The sequence below is a fragment of the Pelagibius sp. genome (genome assembly GCF_965249265.1).
In the GTDB taxonomy this organism is placed as follows: Bacteria; Pseudomonadota; Alphaproteobacteria; order Kiloniellales; family Kiloniellaceae; genus Pelagibius.
This window is the reverse complement of record NZ_OZ252224.1, coordinates 3,633,597-3,655,148: the sequence shown is the minus strand read 5'-3', so window position 1 is coordinate 3,655,148 and position 21,552 is coordinate 3,633,597. Positions and strand designations below refer to the sequence as shown.

Genomic DNA, 21,552 nt, shown 5'->3' with positions numbered 1-21,552 from the left:
GAAAGCAAGGATCGGGCGAATCCCAAACCGCTTGAGATCATATCGCAACGTTCTCTTCGGGGCAGGCGAAAGATTTGCCAAGGGGGCGAGTCGAAGCGGCACGTTTTGCTGCATAGCAGCAAGGAATGAACGAACAGCGCAATGGATTCCGGCCTATATTGATGGTTGCAACTTGACGGTCTAAGGCTGTCAGCAACAAGGCGACATCTGTTGCGCCGCTTCCACACAGGCGAAGCCGGGCGCTCGGTAAGACACGATCAGAGGAGAAAGGACGCTGCCATGGCCGACCATTGGGACAATCCGATGCAGACCGATGGTTTCGAGTTCATCGAATTCACCTCGCCGGAACCGGAGGCGTTGGGGCGTCTCTTCGAAACCATGGGCTTTACGGCCATTGCCGAGCACCGCTCGAAGGCGGTGACGCTTTACCGCCAGGGCGATGTGAACTTTATCCTGAATGCGGAGGGGCAGGGTTTCCCGCAGGCCTTCACGCTGCTGCACGGTCCCTCGGTCTGTGCCATCGCCTTTCGGGTGAAGGATGCGGCGGCGGCTTGCAAGCGGGCCGAGGAACTGGGCGCCTGGGTGGTCGAGTCGAACGCCGGGCCGATGGAACTGAACATCCCGGCCATCAAAGGGATCGGCGACTCGCTGATTTATCTGGTGGACCGTTACGCCGACAACGGTTCCATCTATGACGTCGACTTCAAGCCGATCCCCGGTGTCGACCAGCATCCGCCGGGCGCGGGCCTCACCTACATCGATCACCTGACCCACAATGTCTATCGCGGCCGTATGAAGGAGTGGGCGGACTTTTATGAGCGGCTCTTCAACTTCCGGGAAATCCGCTACTTCGATATCGAGGGCAAACTGACCGGTCTGAAATCCAAGGCCATGACCAGCCCCTGCGGCAAGATCCGCATTCCGATCAACGAGAGTTCCGACGACAAGTCGCAGATCGCCGAATATCTGGAAGAGTACAAGGGCGAAGGCATTCAGCACATCGCCCTGGGCACCGACGACATCTATGATTCCGTTGAGACGCTGAACGCCAAGGGTGTCGAGTTCCAGTCCGGCGTGCCGGATACCTACTACGAGCAGGTCGATGGGCGGCTGCCCGGTCACGGTGAAGACCTTGAACGCCTGGCGGCAAACAAGATCCTGATCGACGGCGCGCCGACCGAAGATGGCGGGCGGTTGCTGCAGATCTTCACCAAGAACGTCATCGGCCCGGTGTTCTTCGAACTGATTCAGCGCAAGGGCGACGAAGGTTTCGGCGAGGGCAATTTCCAGGCGCTGTTCGATTCCATCGAGGAAGACCAGATCCGCCGCGGCGTCCTGAAGGCGGAGGGCTAGCGCAGTTATCGCGCAGCACCCATATCAGGGTTAACGCTTGGGTAAGGAGGGTGCTGTCAAGCTGATGGCCGAGGTCGGTGCCCCCAAACGTTGATCGCGCTTCCCGAAGCGGGAAGGAGGAAGGATCATGGCAAAGTCGACCAGTTACGAATCGAAGATCCCGGACAGCAGGGGGATCATTTCCTACAGCGACGAGGAGAACGCCGTCTGGCGCGATCTTTACGCCCGCCAGAAAGCGCTGTTGCCGGGCCGGGTCTGCGACGAATACCTCAACGGGCTGAATGCGCTCGAGCTGCCGGACGACCGGGTGCCGCAGTTGAAGGACGTGAATGCACGCCTGAACGAGATCAGCGGTTTCGGGGTGGAGCCGGTGCCGGCGCTGATTTCGCCCAAAAAGTTTTTCACGCTCCTGTCCGAGCGCAAGTTTCCCGCCGCCACCTTTATCCGCCGCCGTGAGGAGTTCGACTACTTGCAGGAGCCGGATGTCTTTCACGAGATTTTCGGCCACTGCCCGATGCTGACCCTGCCGACCTACGCCGATTTCCTGCAGAAGTACGGCGAGAAGGCCTTGCAGCTCGACAAGTCCTACATCTGGATGATGCAGCGCCTGTTCTGGTTCACCGTGGAGTTCGGCCTGATCCGCACGGAGGAGGGGATGCGTATCTATGGTGCCGGGATCGCCTCCTCGGCGGGCGAGGCGCCCTATTCGGTGGAGAGCGAGAAACCGGAACGCCGGCCCTTCGATGCGCTTACCGTGTTCCGCACCCCCTACCGCATCGATATCTTCCAGACCGTCTACTACGTCATCGACTCGGCCCGGCAACTCTACGACCTGGTGAGCAGCGATCTGGTGCCGATCATGGACGAGGCCAAACGCCTGAAGTCCCTGTCGCCGACCTTCCCGCCCAAGGACGAGGCCGGCGCGGCTTAGGAGGCGAAGTAAGGCCTTTCGCCTCAGCCGTCGCGCTTGCGTCCGCCGCTTGCCGCGACAATGACCGCGATGATGATGAGCCCGGTCAACACAAGCCGCACGCCTGCGCCGGCGCCGAAAGTGTTCAGCATCGTGACCAGCAGAAACAGGAACAGGGCCGCGCCCCAGAGGCCGGGTACATTGGCGTAGCCGCCGGCGACCGAAGTGCCGCCGATCACCACGACCGCGATGGAGGAGAGGAGATACTCTTCGCCCATGTTAAGCGCGGCTCCGCCTGAAAAGGCGCCGAGGAAGTAGCCGCAGCAGGCCGCGAAGACGGCGCAGTTCACATAGGTGATGGCGCGGGTCCGCTCGACCGGCACGCCGGCCAGATGGGCAGCGCGCTGGTTCTGCCCGATGGCGATGACGCCGCGGCCGTAGACCGTCCGCACCAGGACGAAGTGCATGACCACAGCCAGCAGGACGACGGCCACGGCCAGGACCGGAACCCCAACGATCTTCGCCGTCGTAAAATCGGCAAGCATCTCGGGCGGTTTGATGCGCAGGCCGCGGTTGTACCAGATCGCGGCGGACTGGAAGATGAAACTGGACGACAGGGTGGCGATGATCGGCGGGATCCTGAGAAAGCGGATAAGGCCGTAGTTGATCGCGCCGACACCCAGCCCGATGGCGACGGCCAGAAGGAACCCCACCGGGATCATGGCATTGGCGCCGTCCATCACCTTCATGGCCACGGTACCGGAGAGGGTCATGGCTGCCGGAATTGAAAGGTCGACGTTGCCGGGCCCCAGGGTGATGACGAACATCTGGCCCAGGGCCACGATGACGAAGAAGGCACCGAAGGTCGTGGCGGCGCTCATCACCTGTGCCGCGCCCTGGCCGCCGGTGAAGACCGCCGTGGCCAGCCACACGGCAAGGGCTGCGATCCAGGCCCAGAGCCAGGGCTGCCGTCCGATGCGGGAGAGTGTCTTCACGACCGCACCTCCATCCGCGAGATCAGGACACGCAGCGCCAGCACAATGATGAGGATCGCGCCCTGCGCGCCGATCTGCCAGTCCGGATTGAGGCGGAGAAAGGAGAGGAAGGAACCTGCCAAGGTCAGGACGATGGCGCCGACCACGGCTCCGACCGGCGAAACCCTTCCGCCCACGAACTCGCCGCCGCCGAGGATCACGCCGGCGATCGCAAGCAGCGTGTAGCGTAGCGCAATGTTGGCGTCCGCCGAGGTGGTCAGGCCCACCAGGGCCATGCCGGAGAGAACGCCGAAAAACCCGGCAAGCGCGAACATGGTCATCTTGATCTTCAGGATCGACCAGCCCGCCCGCTCCAACGACTTCGGGTTGCCGCCCGCCCCGCGCAGCACCGCCCCATAGGCCGAGCGCATGAGGCCCAGATGCACGACGCCGGCGATCACCACGGAGGCGATGACCGGGAAAGGCACATAGGCGGGCTTCAGGGTCATCAGGGCCCGGATCCATTCCGGCGCCTTGCCGCCCGGCGTCGGCAGCACCAGAACCGCGAGACCGAGCCAGACGAAGGACATGCCGAGGGTCACGACAATGGACGGCAGGTTGCGCAGATGGATCAAGGCGCCGACACCGGCGTAGACGAGAACCAACCCGGCCAGGGCCAGCGCCCCCAGAAGCGGGGAGTCGTTGAGCCAGGTCGCGGTGATGCAGGCGACGAGGCTGACGAAGGCGCCGATCGAAAGATCGAGGTCGTTGACGCAGAGGATGAACATCTGGGCGATCGTCGCCAGCGCGATGGGAATCGCCAGGTTGAGCAGCAGGTTGAGCCCGAAGTAGCTCATGGTGCGCGGCTGCAGCCAGAAGATCGCAACCAGAATCACAACCAGCGCCGCAATGGGCAGGGCACCCCGCATCGCCCGGGGCGTCAGGAACTGTTTGATCATGCGTCTGCCCGGAAAGACGAGTGGAGCACTTTTTCCTCGGTCATTTCGCCGCGCGTCAGATCGGCGGCGATGATGCCGTCGCGGAATACATAGACGTGATCGCAGTTGCGCAACTCATCCATCTCCGTCGTGTACCAAAGGAACGTGCGGCCCTTGGCGGCTTCGTCGCGGATCATGGCGTAGACTTCCTGCTTGGTGCCGATGTCGACGCCGCGCATGGGATCGTCCATGACCACGATCTCCGCTGTTGAGCCCAGGGCCCTGGCGAAGAGTGCTTTCTGCTGGTTCCCGCCGGAAAGCGACAGGATTGGCGCGTCGACATCGGGCGTGCGAATACCGATCTTGCTGCGCCAGCCCTCGGCGAAAGCTTTTTCTTCGCTGCGGTCGAGCAGAGGGCCGGAAAGAAACCGCCGCAAGGATCCGATCGATATGTTCTCGGCAATCGACCAAAGCGGGAAGACGCCGTCGCTCTGCCGGTCGCCGGCCACCATCGCAACATCCCCCGATACCTCGGCGCCGCCCGAGCCTTCGAAAACCTGCACGATCAGATCGGTCTGGCCATGCCCGCTGAGTCCGGCCAATCCGACGACTTCTCCGCGGTGCGCCGTCAGTTCCATCGCGTCGGCCTGGGCCTTCGGCCGCGCGCGAACGACCGCCGTCCCGCTGTCGCGTTTCGAAGCGCTAGCCTCTGCCGTTTGCTCTTCCGCGACACTGCCCATCGCCGCCACCAGGGATGTACGGTCGAAAGCTTCAGCGCGGTCCAGGGCCACCACACCGCCATCGCGCATCACCGCGATCCGGTCGGCGCTGGAAAGGATCTCGCCCAGCAGGTGGGAGATGAGGACACAGGCACCGCCCTCGGAAACGTATTGCCGGACGAAGTCGAGCAACTGTCCGGCGACGATGGTGTCGAGCGATGACGTCGGTTCGTCGAGGATCACCACTCTGGCCGGCGCCTCGGTTACGGAAAAAGCCCGCGCGATCTCCACCATCTGCCGCCGTGCAATGGACAGATCGCCGACCAGCGCATCGGGGTGAATCCCGTGGCCGGGAAAGACCTTGTCGAGTTGGCCGACGATCAGATCGCGCGCCCGACGCCGCCAGCCGATGCCGCGGATCGTCGGATGGATGATCCGGGCATTTTCCGCAACGGTGAGATTGGGGCAGAGCGAAAGCTCCTGGAACACGCAGCGTACGCCCGCCCGATGCGCCGCCGCCGCGCCGAAACGTCCGGTAAGGTCATTGCCGTCGATGGCGATCTTCCCGGCATCTGGGGCCAGGACCCCCGACAGCACGTTCATCAGGGTGGATTTGCCGGCCCCGTTGTGTCCGACAAGACCCAGGCATTCGCCGCGCTGCAGTGACAGGCTGACGCCCGCGAGCGCCTGGACGGCGCCAAAGCTCTTGTCGACGCCGTCCAGTTCCGCAGCCGTACCTGAAGAGACACCCATATCCGACGGACAAGCGCAGCGCGCCTGCGCGCTCAGCCCCCGGCTGCCGCGATCACCGCCTTGGCATCTTCAAGCGAATACTCGACATTGGCGACACCGCCGGCCTCTGTGTTTGCGAGATTTGCTTCGAGATTACCCTGGTCGATACGCAGGAACGGCACGACGAGATCTTTCGGCACGTCCTGACCGTCGAGAACCTGCTGAGCGACCCAAAAGGCCAGCGTCGAGACACCCGGTGCGATGGAAACCGACATGGTCTCGTAGCCGCTGGCGTCCTTCTGTTCCTTCCACCAGGTCAGTTCGTCGTGACGGTTGCCCATGACGATCACCGGCGTTGGCCGCCCGGCCGCCTTGAAGGCCTGTGCAGCGCCGTAGCCGTCGCCGCCCTGGGTCACCACCGCCGCGATTTCCGGCAGGCTTGGCAGGATGCCGGCAACGGCTTTCTGCGAAACGTCCTGTGCCCAGTTGCCGTGGACGGAGCCGACGATTTTGAATTTCCCGGTTTCTGCGACACCTTCATGAATGCCGGCCGAAATCTCGTCGTCGACGAAGACACCGGCGAGGCCGCGAATCTCCAGCAGATTGCCGCCGTCAGGCAGCTTGTCCGCGAGGTAGAGCACCTCGTCTTTGCCCATTTGCTTGAAATCCACGGCGATGCGCCAGGCGCAGGGCTCGGTCACCACGCCGTCGAATGACACGACGGTCACCCCGGCGTCGCAGGCTTCCTTGACGGCCCCGTTCAGGCCTTCGGGCGAAGCGGCGTTGATGACGATGGCGTCGTAACCCTGAAGGATGAGGTTCTGGATCTGCGCGGCTTGTTCGGTTACCTGGTTCTCAGCCGTGGTGAAAGGGTCGGCAGCAGCCACCACGCCCTTGTCCACGGCCTGACTTGTCACCTTGTCCCAACTGCGCAGCATTGCCTGGCGCCATGAGTTTCCGGCGTAGTTGTTCGAAAGCGCGATACGCTTGTCCGAGGTATCGGCCACGGCCTGATTGCCGGCACCGATGGCCAGCGCAGCAACGACGATCGCTGTGGGAAGTCGCATTCTTTCCTCCTCCTTGTTTTGAACCGGCGCTCTGTAGGCGCCTTGCGGCCGCGGTGTTACCGATAACGGTGTGGCGCGCGGACGAGACTATAAGGTGTTCATGATGGTTCCCAAAGAGGTTTTGAGATCGGGAACTATCCGATTCTCGGCTTGCGGGTTCACCGGAATGCCCCTACTCGCTCTCAGCGAGAAAGGGCTCGGTGGAGAGAACCCGCGCGTAGCTGCCGTTCAAAGCGGCCATGAAGGCCGCATGGACCTGAGGTGCCGCCACCGCCTGCTCCCGGAATGTCTGTTCCTTTGCGCCGCAGGCATCTTCCACGACCGTGACCCCGAACCCGAAATCGGCGGCGGCCCGGGCCGTGGCGTCGATGCACATCTGGCTCATGGCGCCGCAGATAACGACGTCGGTGATCCCTGCTGTCTTCAGGTCCTGGTGCAGCGAGGTGTTGTGAAAGCTGTTAGGCCGATGCTTCAGGATAACAGCCTCGCCCTGCTTCGGTGCGACGGCGCTGTGGATTTCGGCGCCCGGCGTGCCCGGCCGAAAGAACGGCGCATCGTCGGAGAGGAATTCATGGCGAACGTGGAAGACGGTCTGGCCCCTGTCGCGGGCGTGAGCCAGCAGCCGCGCGGCATTGGCCGCGACTTCGGGCATCTTGTCGACCGGCCAGCGGCCGTCTTCGAAATAGTCGTTCTGGATATCGACAAGGATGAGGGCGGACTTGGACATTGCGGGTCTCCATTCTTTGCGGTGACCCGATATCTGCACCCTTTTGCGGTGTTTTGTAATTGGCGTAAATGACATTTCATATGCTATATGCGCCACATGACAGCCACGCAAAGTCAGTCTTCGATCGCTATCCTTGTCTATCCGGGTGTGCAGATGTCCGCGGTTCTGGGTCTGGGCGACCTGTTCCTGATTGCCAATCGCAGCAGCCGGCGGCAGGGCGGCGGCCAGTTGACGGTCACTCAGGTCACCCCGCAGATGATACAGGACCCGCCGACGGGCCGCTTTGCGGCGGTGGTTCTGCCGCCCAGTCTGGAACGGGCGCGCGGTGGGGATGAAGAGGCGGTTCACGACTGGCTGCGCCGCCAGCATCGGGCCGGCGCGCTGATGTGCTCGGTCTGCGCCGGTGCTTTCTGGCTCGGTCACAGCGGCTTGCTGAAGGGCCGGCCCGTCACCACCCACTGGGCCTTGGAGGAGGAGTTCCGCGCAACCTTTCCCGATAGTCAGCTCAATGCCGAACACCTGCTGGTCGACGACCACGACATCGTCACCGCCGGCGGGCTGATGGCCTGGCTGGATATGGGTCTGTTCCTCGTCAAGCGATGGCTCGGCCCGCAGGTGGTCTCCGAAACGGCACGCCAATTGCTCGTCGATCCCAGCGGGCGCGAGCAACGCAACTATCGCAGTTTCCGGCCTTCGCTGACCCATGGCGACGCGGCGATACTGGCGCTGCAGCACTGGCTCGAAGGAAACGCCGACGGCGAAGTTACCGTCAAATCGATGGCCCGGCGTGCAGGTCTTTCCGGGCGGACTTTCCTCAGGCGCTTCAAGGCGGCCACGGGCTTCACGCCGAATGCCTACCTGCAGAACCTGCGTATTGAGAAGGCGCGCGGACTGCTGGAGCGGACCCGCATTCCCGTCGGCGAAATCGGCTGGCGCGTCGGCTATCTCGATCCTTCCGCCTTCAGCCGGGTCTTCCGCGCCACCACCGGCCTGACTGCCGGGGATTACCGGAATCGCTTCGGTGTCCTTGGCAATGGCGCCTCGGCGAGAGAAACCTAGGCGCCTGGGCTCGAATCAAAGAGGCCGGCGCAGCCTGAGCCGCCCGGCCTCTGTATCCCTCTCGAGAAGACGCGGTCTAGAAGATCTCGTCGATCGGCAGGTGATAGTAGAGCGTCAGCACTTCAACGCCGGGATTGTCATCGTCGATGCTGGCGTTGGAGGTGTGGCTGAAACCGAGGGAGAGGCGGGATTTGTTTTCGAACTGATAGCCCAGTTCGATCTGGCTGCGGAACTCGAGCGCGCTGCCAAGATCCTTGCCGTCGCCTTCCTCGTAAAAACCCGGTGCGAAGCTGCCGGTGAGGATGAAGTCGTCGTAGAAGACCACGTCGACCAGAACACCGATGCCGCCCCAGACGGAGCCCTCAGAGGTAACCTCCAGGCCGACCCAGGGCTTTAGGAACAGAAAGTCGTCGCCGTGACGATACTCAAGGCGGAAATCCGCGGCCTGATCGTCGGTTTGAACGAGGTCGAACCAGCCCACACCGGCGCTGATAACCGCCGGCGTGTCATTCAGTGTCACCTGCGCCGTGGCGCGTTCGCTGAAGCCAAAGACAACGAGACAGGACAGCGCTGCCCAGAGCGCTAAGCGTTTGATCACCTTAGGAATCCCCCAATTCAGAACGGTGCCCGAGCGTTACCCGAGATTCTCTCACTTCGAGAGCCAAAGCAAGGCCTCAAAACCCCTTATGTCACAGCTTCTGCCGCCGATCCAGCTTCAAGGATCAGAAATGATTGATATCCGACCAATGATTTAGGCGGCGTTAAGGCGATACGCCTGGCTGTTCTCCCGAAGAAGGTCCGGCGTCCTTGCGCTTTTCGTAGAGCGCCTCCACGCGACTGCCATAGGCCTCGCGGATCTTGTGCCGGCGAATCTTCAAGGTCGGCGTCATCATGCCATTCTCTACGGTGAAGGCCTCGGGCAGGATGGTAAAGCGGCGAATCTTTTCCAGCGGGGAAAGCTCGCCGTTCACTTTGTCCACCACGCCGGAAACGGCAGCGCGGAAACCGGCGTCTTCCGACAGTGCGGCCAGATCCGGCTCTTTACCGTTCTCCTTGGCCCAGTGCGCTATGAACTCCTCATCCGGCACCAGCGCGGCGACCAGGTAGGAGCGCTTGTCGCCATAGACCATGGCCTGGCTGATTTCCGTTCTCAGGGTAAGGATCCCCTCGACGCGGGCCGGTGAAACATTGTCGCCGCCGGAGAGGACGATGATGTCCTTCTTGCGGTCGGTGATCATCAGATAGCCGTCTTCGTCGAGCTTGCCGACGTCGCCGGTGTGCAGCCAGCCGTCCTGAATGGCCTGCGCCGTCCCCGCCTCGTCGCGCCAATAGCCGTTCATCACCAGCTCGCCGCGGATCAGGATTTCACCATCCTCGGCGATCTTCACCTCGACGCCTTTGAAGGGCGGGCCGACCGTATGCAATTTCACTTTCCAGGGCGGGTTGGCGGAGACCACCGGCGCCGTCTCGGTCTGACCGTAACCCTGAAGGATCGGCAGGCCGAGGGCGGTGAAAAACAGGCCGATGTCGAAGTTGAGCGCGGCGCCGCCGGAGACAATCCCCTTGATGCGCCCGCCGAAGCGCTGCCGGATCTTTTTGCGCACCAGGATCTCCAGGAAAAGGTCCTGAAACTTATCCAGCAGGCTCAGCTTTTCAGGTGCCAGATAGCGCCTGCGGCCGATCTCCTCGGCCTTGGCGAAGAGCTTGGCCTTCAGTCCGCCTTGCTTTTCCATGTTGCGGCGGATCTTCAGGTGCATCGACTCGTAGAGGCGGGGCACGGCGGTCAGGATCGTGGGCCTTGCCTCGCCGAGGTTGCGCAGCAGATGCTCGACCCCTTCCGAATAGTAGATTTCGGCGCCGATGGTGATCGGAAAAAACTGGCCTGCGGTGTGCTCATAGGCGTGGGACAAGGGCAGGAAACAGAGAAAAACCTCATGGCCCAAACCGACCCTCTTCAGCAACTCGTAGGCGCCCATGCAGTTGCAGATAATCGCGCCGTGACTCAACATCACCCCGCGCGGCACCCCGCCGGTGCCCGAGGTGTAGATGATGCAGGCGGTATCGCTGCGCTGGGCTCGAGCCGCATAGTCTTCGACGTCGTCGGGCAGAGCCCGGCCCCGTTCCATCACCGCCGGCCACTGATGCAGCGCCTTGGGGCCGGCCTGGCGCTGCGGCACATCCTCCATCGCGATGACCCACTTGCACTCCTCAGCGTCGAGCACGGCCGGCATCAGCTTCTGCGCCAGAGCGCGGTCCGAGACGATGGCACCGACGGCGCCGCTGTTGGTCAGGATGTGCAGGTGGTCTTTTGTCAGGTTGGTGGTATAGGCGGGCACCGATATTGCCCCGGCCGCCATGATTGCCAGATCGGCGACCAGCCACTCCGGCCGGTTTTCCGCCACCAGGACAACGCGGTCGCCCCGCTGCAGGCCCAGGTCGCGCAGCCCGCGCGTCAGATCCTTGATCTGCTGTTCGATCTCTCCCCAGGTTTGCGGGCGATAGGCGCCGTGCTGCTTCGACCAAAGAAAGTTGGCATCGCGCCGCGTCTTGGCTTGCTCGAAGAAGATCTCCGTAAGTGATTGCCAGGCCGCGAAATCCATAACGTCTCCCCGGGGATGCTTTGATTCGGAAGTTCTGTTTCCCCTGTCAATCTCATCCCGCTATGTTGACCGGAGAGGCCCCGGCGCTGACGGCTTGTTGACTGGATGACCAGTATTTGCGGCCTATATCCCAAAGGGTCAAGCTGTTGTGTCGGTGGTTTTCCCCTAATTAGTCTTTTGAGGTAGTGATTTGAACGGTAAACCGGTAGTTGACGAGGCACTTGGCGAGCTTCCGGCCTGGGATCTCACGGATCTTTATCCAGGTCCCGATTCGCCGGAACTGAAACAGGATCTGGCGCGCAGTGAAGACAGCGCCAGGGATTTCCAGAAGACCTATGCCGGCAGGTTGGCGAGCCTTGACGGCGAGGCGCTGGGCGCGGCGATCGCCGCTTTCGAGTCGATCCAGGAAGTTCTCGGGCGGGTCATGAGCTACGCTCAACTGGTCTACTCCGGAGACATGAGCGATCCCGAGGTTTCACGTTTCTTCCAGGGCATGCAGGAGCGTTCGACGACAATCTCCAGCAATCTTCTGTTCTTTGCGCTGGAGCTGAACCGCCTTGAGGACGCGGATCTTGACGAAAGATTGAAGGCGCCGGGGCTGGCCCGTTACGCGCCCTGGCTGCGTGACCTGCGCGCCATGCGTCCGCACCAGCTCTCCGACGAGCTTGAGCGTTTGCTGCACGAGAAGTATGTGGCCGGACGCGCCGCCTGGACCCGCCTTTTCGATGAAACCATGGCCAGCCTGCGGTTTCCCTATCAAGGCAAGATGCTGACCTCTGCCGAGGTGATCAATCGCCTGACGGACCGCGATCCGGCAGCCCGCCGCGAGGCGGCAAAGTCGCTCGGCAAGGTGCTGGGCGACAACATGCGCGTCTTCTCCCTCATCACCAACACCCTGGCCAAGGATAAGGAGATCGAGGATGGCTGGCGCAGCTATGCCCGGCCGGTTTCCTCGCGTAACCTCGCCAATTTCGTCGAAGACGAGGTTGTCGATGCGCTCGTCGGCTCCGTGCATCGCGGCTACCCGCGCCTGGCCCACCGCTACTATGCTCTGAAGGCCAAGTGGTTCGGCGTCGAAGCCTTGCCCTACTGGGACCGCAATGCGCCGCTGCCGGAGGACGACGATCGCCTGATCCCCTGGCAGGATGCGCGCCAGCTGGTGCTGAACGCCTATGCCGACTTCTCGCCGGCTCTGGCGGCGATCGGCAAGCAGTTTTTCGACCAGTCCTGGATCGATGCGCCGGTGCGCCCGGGCAAGGCGCCCGGCGCTTTCGCCCATCCGACCGTACCCTCGGCCCATCCCTATCTGCTGCTGAACTACCAGGGGCGCACCCGCGACGTCATGACCCTGGCCCATGAACTGGGCCATGGCGTGCATCAGGTGCTGGCCGGGCCCCAGGGTCATCTGATGGCGGAAACGCCGCTGACCCTGGCCGAGACCGCTTCGGTCTTCGGCGAGATGCTGACCTTCCAGGCGATGCTTGCGGCCGAAACCGCGCCGAAGCAGCGCAAGATCATGCTGGCCTCAAAAGTCGAGGACATGCTGAACACCGTGGTGCGCCAGATTGCCATGCACGAGTTCGAAACCCGTGTTCACGACGAACGCCGCAGCGGCGAGCTGCTGCCGGACCGGCTGGGCGAGATTTGGCTGGAAACCCAGACCACCAGTCTGGGGCCGTCCATCGCCTTCGACGACGAGTACCGGCATTTCTGGGCCTATATCCCGCATTTCATTCATGTGCCTTTCTACGTCTATGCCTATGCCTTCGGCGACTGCCTGGTGAATTCGCTTTATGCGGTCTACCAGGGGGCGGAAACCGGTTTTGCCGAGAAGTACCTGGAAATGCTGCGGGCGGGCGGCAGCAAGCGGCACAAGGAACTGCTGGCGCCTTTCGGTCTGGACGCCTCCGACCCCGCTTTCTGGGATCGCGGCCTGGCGCTGGTGGAGAGCTTCATCGAAGAACTCGAGGCCATGGACTAAGCAGTCGGACGACGGATTCCAGGCGGCTAGAGGTCTTGCTTGCCCTCCGAGTCGCTGTTACCCGCCTGCCATTCCAAGAGGTCACCGGGCTGACAGTCCAAAGCCCTGCAGATGCGGTCCAGGGTTTCGAAGCGCACGCCTTTCACCTTGCCGGACTTCAACAGTGACAGGTTCTGCTCGGTAATGCCGATCTGTTGTGCCAGCGTCTTCGAACGCATTTTCCGTTTTGCCAGCACAAGATCGAGATTCACGATGATGGCCATGGCGCGCCCTAGACGATCTGGCGGTTGTCTTCGGCCAAGCGGGCCGCTTCTGCCAATACCCAACCTATGACCAACAGCATGGCGCCTGCGACGCCGACGACGAGATGGGTTTCCGTCATCGAGATCGTGAGTTGGCGTTGCCCGACCTGATTGTGCATCGTCAACAGAACCGAGGTTGCGGCCGTCATCAAGATCTGCGCCAGCGGCGTCATCGCCAGGGCGATTCCCATGTATGTGAGCCGGCGCCCGGCGATTTCGGTGAAGACCGCGCCTTCTCTGTAGCCGAGGAACAGCTTCAGGGCATTCCAAAGGCCCCAGAGCGAAAGAGCCGTCGGCAGCGCGGCGATGGAGAGCCATGCGGCGGCGATGGGATCCGAGAGTCTATAAGGCGTGCCCGGTGTCAGTATTTCAGCCTCGATTATGGCGATGAGGGTCGGTCGGTCGAACCAGAGATTAAGATACACAGCGGCGATTCCTGCCATTAAGAGGCCGGTGATTCCAACCATGGCGAGGCTGACCCAGCGGATCGCCACAGCGGACCGGTTGTCTGCAGATTGCTGCATTGAGGTTCCTTCGAATGATGCTAGAAATTATCATGTAACAATGATTTATCATCGTAAAACAATAATTTCAAGAAGCTGATTTTCGGCTTTCTCTGCCGGATGGAGGATTGATCCTGCGCCCGGCAGCTCACTTTCGGTGCCTTGCATGACCAAGGGGTGATCTGGCTCAAGGCGCTTCTTGCGCCGTTGCCATCTACTGCTTGCATCCGCCGTCCCGGCACTTACTGCCAGGGGCGCGGTCTTGTCTCGTTTGACGGAGGTGGCGGTGACGGCAAATGCCAAGCGTCCTCGGCTCGTCACAGGTGGCGATCATGCTCTGCCGCCGGGGTCGGCACCTGACATCGCAACCGAAGCGCCCGACGTCGACCGCCTGCCGGATGTCGCCGGCTACAAGGTAGGGCCCGAAATGGCGCCGACGCCGCCTGTTCTGACCGGGGTCTTCGGGGATGGTATCCTTGATCGCATGTTGCACGCCGGGATGGCACGCTTCACCGCCGGGATCTCCCCGGCTGCCCTCGGCCTTGCTTACACCGATTGGTGGACGCATCTGGCGATGGCGCCGGCCAAGCAGGCGGAACTTGTTCAATCGGCCTGGTCGCAGTCGCTCCGCCTTGCGCTCGCCGCGGCGCAAGGCCCCGGGGCGCCGCCCTGCATCCGGCCCCAGCACCGGGACAAGCGTTTCGATGACCCTGCCTGGCGCCGGCGGCCTTTCGATATCATGGTTCAAAGCTTCCTGCTGACCCAGCAATGGTGGCAGGAAGCGACGACGGGTATCTGGGGCGTCTCCAGGCATCACGAAGCCGTGGCTTCCTTCGTCGCGCGCCAGTTGCTGGACGTCTTCTCGCCATCCAACTATCTGGCGGGCAATCCGCTGCTGTTGCGCGAAACCGTCGAGCAGGGCGGCGCCAATATCTACAATGGCTGGCTTAATGCCTTGGAAGACGCCGCGCGCCGGATAAGCGGTCGAGGTCCGGTCGGCACCGAAGCCTTTCGGCCGGGATCTGAGCTTGCGGTGACGCCCGGCAAGGTCGTCTACCGCAACGATCTGATCGAGCTGATCCAATACAGCCCGACCACCGAAAAGGTTTATCGCGAACCGCTGCTGATCGTGCCCGCCTGGATCATGAAGTACTACATTCTCGACCTCTCGCCGGAGAACTCCTTGATCCGCTACCTCGTGAGCCAGGGGCATACGGTCTTTGTGATCTCCTGGAAGAACCCGGGTTCGGAGGAACGTGATCTGGGGATGGACGACTACCGGCGGCTCGGGGTCATGGCGGCGCTGACCGCTGTCAACGCCATCCTGCCGGATCGCCGGGTGCATGCGGTTGGATACTGTTTGGGCGGCACGCTGTTGAGCATTGCCGCTGCGGCCATGTCCCGCGATGGCGACGAACGCCTGAAGTCGGTGACCCTGCTGGCCGCACAGACCGACTTTACCGACGCCGGCGAGTTGATGCTGTTCATCGACGAAAGCCAGCTTGCCTACCTGGAAGACATCATGTGGGCGCAGGGTTATCTGGACACCAATCAGATGGCCGGCGCCTTCCAACTGCTGCGCTCCAACGACCTTATCTGGTCGCGGATGGTGCATGACTACTATTTCGGCCAGCGCCGCGATCAATCGGATCTTATGGCCTGGAACGCGGATGCGACACGGATGCCCTATCGCATGCATTCGGAATACCTGCGCCGCCTGTTCCTCAACAACGATCTGGCGCAGGGTCGCTATGAGGTGGAGGGCCGGCCGGTCGCGCTCACCGACATCACGGTTCCGATCTTTGCGTTGGGAACCGCCAAGGACCACGTGGCGCCCTGGCGATCCGTCTACAAGATCGTCTTGCTGACAGACACCGATGTCACTTTTCTCCTGACCAGCGGTGGCCACAATGCCGGTATCGTGACGCCGCCGGGACACCCCCGGCGGATCTATCAGTTCGTCCGCCTGGGCTTTGAGGATGCCTATCTCGACCCTGACCGCTGGCGGGAAACCGCGCCGGTGCACAAGGGATCCTGGTGGCCGCAATGGCAGGCCTGGCTGGCCGATCACTCAGGCGCAGAGGTGGCGCCGCCGCCGCTCGGCCGGGCCGCGGCCGGCTATCCGGTGCTGGACGATGCCCCCGGCCGCTATGTCCATCAATCCTAGTAAGGCGCTGCTTCAGCCGGTCGCCGCTTCTGGTTGCGCGGCGATGATGTAGTCACTGTGAACCCAGCCGGTCGTCTCCGGCATGCCCTCCGCATCGAGGACCTCGACCATCGCCCATTTTCCCTGCTGTGACAGCAGGCTGAGGAAGGTGCCGCTGGCCAGCGGTGCCTCCGGCAGCTTGGCGCCGTCGAGGCCGGGACGGTCGCGGATGTTGAGGCGGGTGATGGTTTCGAAGCGCGCCGGTTCTTCATCGCCGCGTCCCAGGGCCGCCGCCCGGAAACTCTCCATCGCGAAGGCCGGGCCCGGATCGGTCTTGCGCTCCGGCGCCACATCGTCATGGCCCAGGATGTTGGCCAGGCCGTAGTGGCGGCAGAGCGCGGTGGCGGCCTCAAGGGCCGCCGCAATCTGCGCCTCGCTATAGGTCTGCCAGCCGCGCCGCCGGCCGCCGTTCTTGTGGCGCGCCACCAGAACCTCATCGCGCGGATAGTCGCGTCCGAACCAGGATCGCCACTGATCGCCATGGCGGTCCAGGGGGCCGGCGTTGTCCAGCTCGATCCCGATGGAATGCCGGTTGAGCCCGCTGAGCCCCTGCCAGCGGCTGCGTCCGGCATGCCAGGCGACGCGATTGAAAGGCACCAACTGGGCGATGGCGCCGTCACGGCCGATCAGCAGGTGGGCCGAAGCGCTTGTTCCGCGTCTGGTCATATGGCTGAGCGAGCTCTCGAAAGAACTCCCGGCGGTGTAGTGCATGATCAGGAAACGTGGGGTCAGCGCCCCGCCCCGGTTGGGGCTTTCCACATAGCGGACGGGTTCTCCGTTATCGTAGTGCAGACGGTGGCGGCGGATCTGCATGGAAATCTCCCTTTCACGGCGGTTTTCGGCCAGTCTAGGTGGAAGCCTCCCTGTGGGACAGTGACGCCCTGGTGGTATTCCTTTTGCTCATTGCTGGACTTCTGTCCTCTTCGGCCCCAAGTTCTAGCCATGCCGGAGATTGATGACGAAAACCAAGAGCTTAACGAGTCGGAAACCTCCCGCCTGTCGGGCCGGGTGCGGCGCTACGCCAAGGTCGGCACCTCGGTCGGCGGCCTGGCCGCCCAGGTGGTGGGCGCCCGCTACCTCGGAATCGGGCTGGATCGGGACAAACACTCTTCGGAACTGAAAGCGGCGCTGGGCGGCCTGAAGGGCCCCTTGATGAAAGCGGCGCAGATTCTGGCCACGATTCCCGACGCCCTGCCCAAGGAGTATGCCGAGGAACTGCGCCAGCTTCAGTCCAACGCGCCCTCCATGGGCTGGCCCTTCGTGAAGCGGCGTATGCGTGCCGAGTTGGGACAGGACTGGCAAAAACAGTTCAAGTCTTTCGAGCGCGAGGCGGCAGCGGCGGCCTCCCTCGGCCAGGTACATCGCGCCGTCAGTCCCGACGGCCGCGACCTGGCCTGCAAGCTGCAGTACCCGGACATGCTGTCGGCCGTGGAAGCGGATCTGCAGCAGTTGAAGATTCTTTTTGGCATCTATCGCCGCTACGACCGGGCCATCGATCCTTCGAACATCTACCAGGAACTGGCCGACCGCCTGCGCGAGGAACTGGACTACGAACGCGAAGGCCGGCACATGCTGCTCTACAAGGACATGCTCTCGCAGGAAGCCGGAGTCCACGTCGCCGATCTGCTGCCCGAGCTTTCCACCCAGCGCCTACTGACCATGACCTGGCTGCAGGGCACGCCGCTGCTGGACTTCGTGAAGGGCTGCGACAGCGTTGAAGAGCGCAATGCCGTGGCCATGAACATGTTCCGCGCCTGGTACGTGCCCTTTTATTTCTACGGCATCATTCACGGCGACCCGCACCTCGGCAACTACACCATCCGCGACGACGGGACAGTGAATCTCCTGGATTTCGGCTGTATCCGGGTGTTCCCGCCGAAGTTCGTGAAGGGCGTGATCGATCTCTACTTCGCCTTGGAGCGTGACGATCCCGAACTGGCGGTGGAGGCCTACCGCACCTGGGGTTTCACCGAGATCAGCAAGGAACTGCTGGCGGCGCTCAATCTCTGGGCGGCTTTCCTCTATGCGCCTTTGCTGGAAGACAAGCCGCAGAAGATCATGGGCGACAAGAACAGCCTCTACGGCGCCGAAGTGGCTGGAGAGGTGCACAAGGAACTGCGCCGCCTGGGCGGCGTGACGCCGCCGCGCGAATTCGTGTTGATGGACCGCGCCGCCGTCGGCTTGGGCTCGGTCTTTATGCATCTCGATGCCGAGATCAACTGGCACCAGATGTTCCACGACATGATCGCCGAGTTCGACGTGGATGCCCTGGAAGAACGTCAGGCCAAGGTCTTGAAGGCCCAGGACCTGCCGCTGCCGGTTTAGTCGGAACCGGCGCCGGGGGTTTCTGCTGCGTCGCCGCCGGCAGTGGATTTTCTTTTTCCAAACCCTTCGCCCAAACGCTGCATTACCACGTAGAAGACAGGCGTGAAGAGCAGTGACATGAGGGTGGCTGCGGCCATGCCGCCGACCACGGCGGTACCGATGGCCGCGCGGCTGGCGGCGCCGGGGCCGGTGGCGATCACTAGCGGCATGAAGCCGGCGATGGAGGAGATCGCCGTCATCAGGATCGGTCTGAAGCGCAGCTTGGCCGCCGAGGCTGCGGCCTCGAGGATCGACTTGCCCTCGGCATGCTCAGCGCGCGCGAATTCGACGATCAGGATGGCGTTCTTACTGGCCAGGCCGATCAATAGCACGATGCCGATCTGGGTGTAGACGTTGTTGTCGAACTGGCGGGCCAGCAGCGCGGCGACGGTGCCGAGCAGGGCTAGGGGCACCACCAGGATGACGGCGGCGGGGCTGGTCCAGCTTTCGTACTGCGCGGCCAGCACCAGGAAGACCAGCAGGATCGCCAAAGCGAAAACCACAATGGATTCGGAGCCGACCTGTTTCTCTTGAAAGGAGATGCCGGTCCACTCGAAGCCCATGGCCGCGGGTAGCTTGGCGTCGGCCAGCTGTTCCATCAGGTTCAGGGCCTGGCCGGAAGAGAAGCCGGCGGCGGCCTGTCCGGTGATGGTCGCGCTGGGATATAGGTTGTAGCGCATCACCGTCTGGGGGCCGAGAATCTCCTCCACCGAAACCAGGGTGCCCAGCGGCACCATGCCGCCTTCGGCATTGCGCACGTCCAGGCGGCGAATGTCTTCGGCTTCGATGCGGTATTGATGATCGGCCTGAACCTTCACCTGCCAGGTGCGGCCGAAGCGGTTGAAGTCGTTCACGTAGGCCGAACCGAGATAGGTCTGCAGGGTGCCGAAGACCTCGTTCAGGGAAACCTCCAGCGACTTTGCCTTCACACGGTCGACCTCGGCGAAGAGCTGCGGCACGTCGGCGCGAAAGGTCGTGTTAAGATTGGCTAGGCCGGTCTGCGCGGCGCCGTCGATGGCCATTTCCTGCGCCAGTTGCTGAAGCTGCACAAGGCCGAGGTCGCCGCGGTCCTGAAGCTGCATCTGAAAGCCGCCGGAAACGCCGAGGCCCGGAATGGCCGGCGGCGGAAAGGCAAAGGCGACGGCTTCCTGAATCTGCGAAAGCCCAGCCTGCAGCTTGCCGTATATGGTGCGCAGCGAGAGCTCCGGCGTCTGGCGCTCCTCCCAGGGAATCATGGTGACGAAGATCGTTGCGGCATTGGAGGCGTTGGTGCCGTCGATCAGGGAGAAGCCGCCGAGAGAGACCCAGTTTTCTACACCGGGAATCTCGCCGACGATGGTGTCGATCTTGTCGAGCACCGCATTGGTGCGCTCCAACGAGGCGGCGTTGGGCAACTGGACCGAAGCGATGAGGTAGCCCTGATCCTCGAGCGGCAGGAAGGCGGTGGGCAGCTTACCGAACTGCCAGCCGGTGAGCGCCCCGAGGCCGACGAAGAGCAGCATCACGATGGCGGTCATGCGTATCATTTTGTGGGTCAGCCAGGCGTAACCGTTCTCGGCCTTCAGAAAGGCCTTGTCGAAGCCGCGGAAAAACCAGTTCTTCTTTTCTTTCGGCGGGCGCAGCAACAGCGCCGCCAGGGCCGGGCTCATGGTCAGGGCGTTAACCGAGCTGAAAACCGTGGCCACGGCGATGGTGATGGCGAACTGGCGGTACATCTGGCCGGTGATGCCGGGCAGGAAGGCGGCGGGAATGAAGACCGCGAGCAGCACCAGGGTGGTGGCGACGACGGCGCCGGAAACCTCCTTCATCGCCCGCATCGCCGCTTCTCTCGCCTTCATGCCGCGCTCGATATGGGCGGCCGTGGCCTCGACCACGACGATGGAGTCGTCGACCACGATGCCGATGGCCAGCACCAACCCGAAGAGGGTCAGCATGTTCAGTGAAAAACCCAACATGCCCATGACGGCGAAGGTCCCGATCAACGATACCGGAATGGCCACCGCGGGAATAACGGTGGCCCGCCAGTCCTGAAGGAACAGGAAGAGCACCAGGAAAACCAGGCCCGCCGCCTGGAACAGGGTGATGTAGACCTCCTGGATCGATTTCTCGACGAAGATCGTCGTGTCGTAGGGGACGCTGTAGACCATTGCCTCGGGGAAGCGGCTGCTGAGTTCGTCCATGGCCGCCCGGACATTCTTGGAAACCTCCAGGGCATTGGCGCCGGGCAACTGATAGACGGCGATGGAGGCCGAGGGCGAACCGCCGATCCGTGAGGTGATGTTGTAGCTCTTGCCGCCCAGCTCGATGCGCGCGATGTCTTTCAGATAGGTGATGCCGCCGTCGTTGCCGTGCTTGATGATGATCTGTTCAAACTGGCTGATGTCGCTGAGGCGTCCGAGCACGTTGACCGCGTACTGGAAAGACTGGCCCGTCGGTGCCGGGGGCTGCCCGATCTGTCCGGCGGCGACCTGGACATTCTGTTCGCGAATGGCGTCCACCACCTCGGTGGTGGTCAGACCCCGCGATTTGAGGGCGCTGGGGTCAAGCCAGATGCGCATGGAATAATCGCTGGCCGGGAAGACGAAAACCTCGCCGACGCCGTTGATGCGGCTGAGAGTGTCGACGGCCTGCAAGGTTGCGTAGTTGCTGAGGAAAAGCTCGTCGTAACGGTTGTCTTCGGAATAGAGCGAGGCGATGAGGATGATGTTGCTGGATTTTTTCTTGGTGCTGACGCCCTGACGCACCACCTCTTCGGGCAGGTTCGCTTCCGCCAGGGCGACCCGGTTCTGCACCAGGATCTGGGCGAGGTCGAGATCGGCACCGACCTCAAAGGTGACGGTCAGGCTATAGGACCCATCGCTGGCGCTGGTCGAGGACATGTAGATCATGCCCTCGACACCGTTGACCTGCTGCTCGATGGGCGAGGCGACGGTTTCGGCGACCACCTGGGCGTTGGCGCCGGGATAGGCGGCGGACACCTCCACCGTCGGCGGTGTGATCTCAGGGTACTGTTCGATCGGCAGGCCGAAGACGGTGACGAGACCGGCGATCACGATGACGATGGAGATCACCGACGCGAAGATCGGCCGCTGGATGAAGAATTGGGAGAACATGGTG

17 protein-coding genes are annotated in these 21,552 nt (G+C 62.7%); 6 read left to right on the top strand and 11 right to left on the bottom strand.

The genetic code is table 11. From position 1 onward, the window contains the following. Positions 1–279: 279 nt before the first annotated feature. Positions 280–1,353: a 4-hydroxyphenylpyruvate dioxygenase gene (gene hppD, locus ACP146_RS17440; RefSeq protein WP_422368025.1), complete on the top strand. Its 1,074-nt coding sequence runs from the start codon at positions 280–282 to the stop codon at positions 1,351–1,353. A gap of 127 nt (positions 1,354–1,480) precedes the next feature. Next, the gene (phhA, locus tag ACP146_RS17435) at positions 1,481–2,284 is read left to right on the top strand and encodes a phenylalanine 4-monooxygenase (protein ID WP_422368024.1); all 804 of its coding nucleotides are present in this window, start codon (positions 1,481–1,483) and stop codon (positions 2,282–2,284) included. 23 nt (positions 2,285–2,307) lie between these two features. On the opposite strand, the gene ACP146_RS17430 is transcribed toward phhA, so the two are convergent. From ACP146_RS17430 to ACP146_RS17410, 5 genes are all read right to left on the bottom strand, one after another. Next, on the bottom strand, positions 2,308–3,258 hold the full coding sequence (locus ACP146_RS17430; protein ID WP_422368023.1) for an ABC transporter permease: 951 nt from the start codon (positions 3,256–3,258) through the stop codon (positions 2,308–2,310). Continuing rightward, the gene (locus ACP146_RS17425) at positions 3,255–4,196 is read right to left on the bottom strand and encodes an ABC transporter permease (RefSeq protein ID WP_422368022.1); all 942 of its coding nucleotides are present in this window, start codon (positions 4,194–4,196) and stop codon (positions 3,255–3,257) included. Before ACP146_RS17425 ends, ACP146_RS17430 begins: the two co-directional genes overlap by 4 nt. After that, positions 4,193–5,647, bottom strand: coding sequence for a sugar ABC transporter ATP-binding protein (locus tag ACP146_RS17420; RefSeq protein WP_422368021.1), 1,455 nt, complete (start codon positions 5,645–5,647; stop codon positions 4,193–4,195). Before ACP146_RS17420 ends, ACP146_RS17425 begins: the two co-directional genes overlap by 4 nt. A gap of 32 nt (positions 5,648–5,679) precedes the next feature. Beyond that, positions 5,680–6,693, bottom strand: coding sequence for an ABC transporter substrate-binding protein (locus ACP146_RS17415; protein ID WP_422368020.1), 1,014 nt, complete (start codon positions 6,691–6,693; stop codon positions 5,680–5,682). A gap of 172 nt (positions 6,694–6,865) precedes the next feature. After that, on the bottom strand, positions 6,866–7,420 hold the full coding sequence (locus tag ACP146_RS17410; protein WP_422368019.1) for a cysteine hydrolase family protein: 555 nt from the start codon (positions 7,418–7,420) through the stop codon (positions 6,866–6,868). 153 nt (positions 7,421–7,573) lie between these two features. Between ACP146_RS17410 and ACP146_RS17405 the strand changes: the two genes are divergently transcribed. Next, on the top strand, positions 7,574–8,479 hold the full coding sequence (locus ACP146_RS17405) for a GlxA family transcriptional regulator (protein ID WP_422368018.1): 906 nt from the start codon (positions 7,574–7,576) through the stop codon (positions 8,477–8,479). A gap of 76 nt (positions 8,480–8,555) precedes the next feature. Here the strand turns inward: ACP146_RS17405 and ACP146_RS17400 are convergent, their stop codons facing one another. Beyond that, on the bottom strand, positions 8,556–9,077 hold the full coding sequence (locus ACP146_RS17400) for an acyloxyacyl hydrolase (RefSeq protein ID WP_422368017.1): 522 nt from the start codon (positions 9,075–9,077) through the stop codon (positions 8,556–8,558). 163 nt (positions 9,078–9,240) lie between these two features. Beyond that, positions 9,241–11,079 (bottom strand): AMP-dependent synthetase/ligase, encoded by a 1,839-nt coding sequence (locus ACP146_RS17395; protein WP_422368016.1) that lies wholly within the window; start codon positions 11,077–11,079, stop codon positions 9,241–9,243. Between the two features lie 190 nt (positions 11,080–11,269). Here ACP146_RS17395 and ACP146_RS17390 point away from each other — a divergent pair, with 190 nt between their 5' ends. Further along, positions 11,270–13,060 (top strand): M3 family oligoendopeptidase, encoded by a 1,791-nt coding sequence (locus ACP146_RS17390; protein ID WP_422368015.1) that lies wholly within the window; start codon positions 11,270–11,272, stop codon positions 13,058–13,060. A 26-nt stretch (positions 13,061–13,086) separates the two neighbouring features. Here ACP146_RS17390 and ACP146_RS17385 read toward each other — a convergent pair whose 3' ends face one another. Further along, positions 13,087–13,323: a helix-turn-helix domain-containing protein gene (locus tag ACP146_RS17385; protein ID WP_422368014.1), complete on the bottom strand. Its 237-nt coding sequence runs from the start codon at positions 13,321–13,323 to the stop codon at positions 13,087–13,089. Positions 13,324–13,331: 8 nt separating this feature from the next. Continuing rightward, entirely contained in the window at positions 13,332–13,886 is a 555-nt protein-coding gene (locus ACP146_RS17380) for a DUF2975 domain-containing protein (RefSeq protein ID WP_422368013.1), read from the bottom strand. Between the two features lie 241 nt (positions 13,887–14,127). Between ACP146_RS17380 and ACP146_RS17375 the strand changes: the two genes are divergently transcribed. Next, a complete protein-coding gene (locus tag ACP146_RS17375) occupies positions 14,128–16,032 on the top strand; it encodes a PHA/PHB synthase family protein (RefSeq protein ID WP_422368012.1) in 1,905 nt (634 codons plus the stop codon). A gap of 12 nt (positions 16,033–16,044) precedes the next feature. Here ACP146_RS17375 and ACP146_RS17370 read toward each other — a convergent pair whose 3' ends face one another. After that, positions 16,045–16,884 (bottom strand): N-acetylmuramoyl-L-alanine amidase, encoded by an 840-nt coding sequence (locus ACP146_RS17370; protein ID WP_422368011.1) that lies wholly within the window; start codon positions 16,882–16,884, stop codon positions 16,045–16,047. A gap of 129 nt (positions 16,885–17,013) precedes the next feature. Between ACP146_RS17370 and ACP146_RS17365 the strand changes: the two genes are divergently transcribed. After that, on the top strand, positions 17,014–18,396 hold the full coding sequence (locus ACP146_RS17365; RefSeq protein ID WP_422368010.1) for an ABC1 kinase family protein: 1,383 nt from the start codon (positions 17,014–17,016) through the stop codon (positions 18,394–18,396). Here ACP146_RS17365 and ACP146_RS17360 read toward each other — a convergent pair. Then, entirely contained in the window at positions 18,393–21,548 is a 3,156-nt protein-coding gene (locus ACP146_RS17360) for an efflux RND transporter permease subunit (RefSeq protein ID WP_422368009.1), read from the bottom strand. The genes ACP146_RS17365 and ACP146_RS17360 overlap by 4 nt on opposite strands. Positions 21,549–21,552: the final 4 nt, after the last annotated feature.